We start from the raw sequence: 5,750 nt of genomic DNA, 5'->3' as shown, positions 1-5,750 counted from the left end.
TTGGCTGCTCCAAAAGGGTTATCTATAAATATTGTTTTTCTTAATTTATTATTATCAGCATTGAAGGAATTTATATTTTTAATGTAATTGATTATGGATATTAAAAATTGAATATATATTCCTTGTGACTGGCCTGTACTACCAACAGCTTCCTCATATTCTAGTGTTTTGCTTTGCTGTGCTATCTGCTCTCTTTTATAAAGCTTTAAAACTATTTTATTCATGTCTGTTACAATAACAGAAAAAAGTCGCTTAAGGGCTAGTTGATTCTTTATATACTTAATTTTTTCTAAAGTATCTTCCATCTTATCTACATTACTTATTGTTTCCTCAATATAACGTGAAATGTGGAACTTTTGTTGTTCCTCGCTAACATAAGGAAGTTGCAAACTAACCATTTGTATTATCTCATTATTCAAGTTTAATCTTGATAAACGAGGAAGTCTATCAAGCTCCGTTTTTACATCTCTACAACGTTGGAGGCATTGATTCTGAAAATTTTCTTTAATTTGTTCCATATCCACAATATCATTTTCTATTTTTCCTTTTTGAAGAGATATAAGTTCTTTAATATTTTCTAGGTTTTCTATTAGTACTCTGCATTCACTAATCAAAATGGGCACATTGATGCTCCTTAAAAATTCTTCTGCTAGCTCAAAAGCTCCAATGTCTTTAAGAACTTTTATATTCTTTTCTTTATTAATCTCAAAATTGTGCTTACTATCTTTTACTTTTTTACAAACTTTATTATAATCATTTTCTAAGATTCCACAATAGTTTTTAATATCTTCAATGCTACCTAGCGTCCCCAATGCCATATCTTTAGAAATATTACTAGACCTTAAAATCACCTCTATATTAACTATAGTAGCTTTTAAATCTTCAATGGCTTTATTGATGCTAATTTGCAACTTTAAAAGCTCTTTCTTTTCCAATGCAAGCTTTTCTCTTTTTTTAATATTGTCCTCTTCAAATTGTTTGAATTTAAACACTTCAATATCAATAGCTACATATTGTCCAAAATCATTTGAAAAATCTTCTTCTAATAGTTCAATCTTTCCTTGTAGCTTACTCATTGCTAATCTATACTTTTCCACAGTACTATTAAGATCATCAACCTCACTTTTAAGGTCTTTGAGTTCTTCTTTTAATTTCCACAATTCTTCTTCTGCAGTTAGTGAAATCTCATTTCTATTTTTAAGTTCATAAAGTTTAACTAAAGAATATCCTCTATTGTCAGCTTCCTTTTCATTTCTATCCATATTGATCTGATAATTTTTTAGAAGTTGCTCTTTGTCTTTTATATCTACATTTTTTTCTTCTAATGCATTTTTGAGTCCACGAAATTTTGATTCTAGCTCCTCATCAGTTATGCACAATTTCTCATATTGACCCTCATTATAATATGTTTTATACATATCATCCCAGTCAGCTTTTATTAAATCTCTTTTTCTCTCTAAGGATTTTTTTATCTCAAGTTCAATACTTTCCTGAGCTTTATCCAAAATCAATAGGTTTTCAACATCAATATGTTTTAAATTCAAGGATTTTAAATTTTCTATAAAATCCTGCTGCGCCTTTTCTTCATTATTTAAGTTATCCAAATTAACCTTCAATTCTCTAACGGTGTTTAAATCCTCATCCAAAGTAGCTAACTTATTTTCTAGACTAATATCTTCTAGCTTTATATTTTTCATCTTGTGGTCAAGTGCATCCAAATCCTTAATGCAGGCAATTCTTTCATTTTCCAAGGAATTCTTATCACATAATAATTTTTCATTGTCTTGTTTAATTGCCTCGATTTTATTATCATAAGAAAACTGGAATTTTTTAATATATGTGTTATCTATTTTTAGTGTTTCTTCATTCCTTTTTAGAAGTTCCAGGTTATTTCTTATATCTAATATCTTTCTTTCAATTTTATCTTTTTCTTCTTTGATTTTTTCTGAATTTATAAAATTTGGCTTATCTTTTATAGCAAAGGTCAACCCATTGAGATTAAAATCAAGTTTATCTTTAATAACCTCTAAGCTAATAATTGGTATAGCATAATTCCCAAAATCGCAGTCCTTAAATTTTTCGTCCACAAGAAGTTTATTAAAGTTATAGGTCACAATAACGCTGTAAGGTAGAAAAGGTATCTTACATAAGAGAATTTCTTTTTCTTCTGCACTTCGCCCTTGGAGAAATTCTATGCCTAAAATACCGTCCTCATTGTAGTTCCTATTAATATATTCTTTTACTTTTAATATTTCTTTAGTTGTAGGCATCGGTTTATCCTGATCTAATTGAGAATGATAATCTATGAACTGTTGTAATTCTTGCTCTTGCACGAGTATTATTCCGAGTAGCTCTTTATATTTAATATCTAGACTATTACTTAAAGATAAAGCATCCTCAGCTCCATAAACTTCTAATAGTTTGTAAGCCTTAATTTTATCTATCTCGTACTGCACATTTATTTCATTATATTCCGTGATTTTGCCTTCTATTGAGGTTATTTTTTCGTCATGTTTAGCACTATCAACTTTACAATTGCTCATTTGATCCTTCACGCAGTCAAATAGGGTCTTATTGTTTTTCATCTTTTGTGAGGTATCAGCTCTATCCACTTCAAAACTCTTAATATCACTATCTATATCACCTAAAATCATAACATCTAACAGATTTCTAAGCGTGATACCTGCATCCTTTAGCGATTTAAGCCTATCTTTTGATTGTGATATATTACTTTTACATATAGCTATATTATTATCAATATCTCTTTCGCCTTTTGTAGATACTTTTATCATACTTGACAAGTTAGTAACTTTACTTAAAGATTCACTAAACTTATTATTTAAATCAATGAGCGCAATCTCATCTCTGATTTTTTTATTATACGCTAGTATGTTTAAGTCCTCGGTTATAGTTTCGTTTGCTTTAAAAACATTTTGGAGTAACTGCTTTATCTCAGAGTATTTATTTTTACTGTCTACAAAATCTACAAAGTAATTTTTTGCCTCTCTAAGATTAATTTCATTATCTATTCTATCAACCTTACACTTTGTACCTTGGAATTTTTTTTCTGTAGCTTCAAGTTCCTCTTCTGATTTACTTAGCTTATTTTTCATTATCTGTAACTTAATAGTTTGTAGGTTTTTTCCAATTTGAATATTCTCTTTATTAATACAATTTATTTCTTCTTCTAGTGTATTTTGCTCTTCATATTTACTGCTTATGCTCTTTTGCACAGTATTGTAGGTTTTTACAATATCATCTTCTATTTTTTTCTTATCTTCATATACATCGTGGAGCGTATTTGTCCTATTAATAAAGTCTTGAACCACATTTGACTGTCTATCAAATTTTGAGATTTCGCTTTTCTTTTTAGATAGTTCTATTATTTTGTCTTTTATGTCCAAAAGAGTTTTTGCCATATCTTCCTCGTCGTTTAACTTATTAGTTTTAAGCATAAAAGCCTTTTGAATAATCTTCTCTATAAGTAAGTCCTCGACTACCTTTCTTGATGTCCTATAGTTTTGCTCAAAATAACCTCTCACATGACCCTCGGTCTTATTTATTCCCCTAATAATTTCCCATTCACTCTCATATAAACCATGTTCACTAATAAACCTTTGATATTCTCCCTTTCTATTCTCAAAGATATCGGTAGCGACAACAAAAGAGTTATCACTTTGTAATGCTCTCAATTGTTTTTTTAATCCATTATAGGTCACTCTTTCACTATTATCTTGAAGCGACAAATTATTTATATCATTTTCATTATAATTATTATAGAATATGCAGTAGTTAAAATAATCAAATGGTGCAGTATCCTTTTTATTTTCATTATTTCCAGAAGTATCTATACCTTTTCTAGCACAGAAGCCTGTTACCATATACTTATATCCAGATTTATCTCCATCATCTAATTGCCATTCAATTAGTGAGTGAATTACATTGCTGGATTCTTTTCCTCTAAATAGTTTTTCTATAGGTTGCTTTTCATCCAGATGACAGTTTGGTATAAGGTTTTGCAGGAGCAATAACATTAGTAGGCTTTTACCCCCACCGTTGGCAAGGTCATACAGTGTATTGCTACAGGAAAATACCATTTTGAAGTCATCATATGTTTGAGTCCCGTTATTATATTTAACATTATTTACTCTTACCCTATTTATTTGCGGCATTAATTAATCCCTCCTTCAGACATGATTTCATAGAGCCTACCTCTGAAATCTTCAAAGTAGTTTTCTATCAGTGCCTTAAATCTATCATTTGCATAATAACGTTCCTCTACCTCAATAAAAAGGTTCTGCTCCTTTAGAAAGTTAAAGGCAATTTTTATATACCCTAGCTTTGAACTTTTGTATGCTCTAGTAATTGCTGCTAAATCGTTGCTGTGAGTTAAGGGAAGTTCATCCCACAAAAGCGCTATGGCATTAAAACTATTCTCCTCAAGTTCATTTTTCACTATTACATCTAATTTACTAATAATACTTGAAAGTGAGCCATCAACACTAGTTAGCACATCCTCAATTTTTATATATTCTTGAAAGGTGTAACTTGAAGAATCCTTATAAAACAGTGTAATAATATTATAAATAATAAAATAGCACATATATAATTCTTTATTAACCTTGAGACCTAGCATCTTCCGAAGTTCTTCATTAGTATAACCAAAGACCTTATTCTTTTCTCCAGCGGTAATGTATAATGCTTCTTTATGTTGATATAGTGTTAAATTAAGCTTATCAATCATGCTAGCAAATATATTATACATTTCCATATTTGAATTATATTCTTCATATAAGTCTGTATTGTCTTTCGTACTTACACTCTCGCCTGTAATAAGCTTTGAAAACAGCTCAAGAGCTTTCTCCATATTCCAGTTATCCAATTCATTCAACCCTTTCAAATTTTATATTGGTAATCTTAAATAGTGATGATATTTCTATTACATCCTCTGGTATTGGTATTACTTTAAATTTAAGGTCTTTAAATTCATTACGGTTTTCAGGCGTTAATATATTAATAATTATTTTATCAAAAATAGTTTTTTCATCCTCTTGTAGCTTGGACATATCATAATATTTTTTTTGTGAAATATGGAGAATGAAGGAATAATAGTCTCCATTTCTTAAGATATTTCCTTTAAACACACCTATTAAATACTCATTAAACTCTCTTAAGGAAAATTTGTCCTTCTCCAAAAGGTATTTCATGAGTAACTTCAAAAATATAATGAAATTTTGAGTTATTCTTTCATCCTCGATATCATCGAGAGATGTATATTCTATTTCCTGAGGTACGGTAACTTCTTCTATATCTTCTTCATTATTGGGTCTATAGGTTAAAAGCTCCTCTGTATTTTTAAAATTAAATGTCTTGTTAAACTTTATCTTTAACAATGGATTCATAAGATACGCTAGCAGCTCAGCATTATCTAAAAGTAGAGTCTTCTCGTAGATAGCTTTAAAGTCAAAAGACATTCTAAGTTTATTTAGAGTGACCTTCTTAATAATTTCATCTGATTTTACCTTAAGGTCAGTAGAAGAGTTTAAAAGCTCGCTATGTTTTGAAATCGCTCGTTTAACTTCAGTTTCTAGATTATAAATGAATTCTCTATTTTTTAAATAGTCTTCCTGCGTATCTATACTAGCATTTTCCTCAATCCGCCGAAGGGCAAGTTCTATTAGTCTCTTATTCTTATCAAAAAGGCCTTGTTCCTCATCAAACCACTTCATACTACTGTTAAAAAGCTCGTC

2 protein-coding genes and 1 pseudogene are annotated in these 5,750 nt (G+C 29.6%); all 3 read right to left on the bottom strand.

The genetic code is table 11. From position 1 onward, the window contains the following. Nucleotides 1-4,172 (bottom strand): hypothetical protein (locus JJE11_RS13345; protein WP_291636407.1); only part of this gene is annotated, 4,172 nt, incomplete at its 3' end. Next, complete coding sequence (locus tag JJE11_RS13340) at nucleotides 4,172-4,882, bottom strand: DUF6063 family protein (RefSeq protein ID WP_291636404.1); 711 nt, start codon at nucleotides 4,880-4,882, stop codon at nucleotides 4,172-4,174. The genes JJE11_RS13345 and JJE11_RS13340, both read right to left, overlap by 1 nt. A gap of 1 nt (nucleotide 4,883) precedes the next feature. Continuing rightward, nucleotides 4,884-5,750: pseudogene (locus JJE11_RS13335) on the bottom strand (hypothetical protein); the annotation flags it as partial.

The sequence above is a fragment of the Clostridium sp. genome, assembly GCF_016650095.1.
Lineage (GTDB): Bacteria > Bacillota > Clostridia > Clostridiales > Clostridiaceae > Clostridium_AD.
Note: the sequence above shows the minus strand (reverse complement) of the source record. Positions and strands in the feature narration are given on the sequence as shown.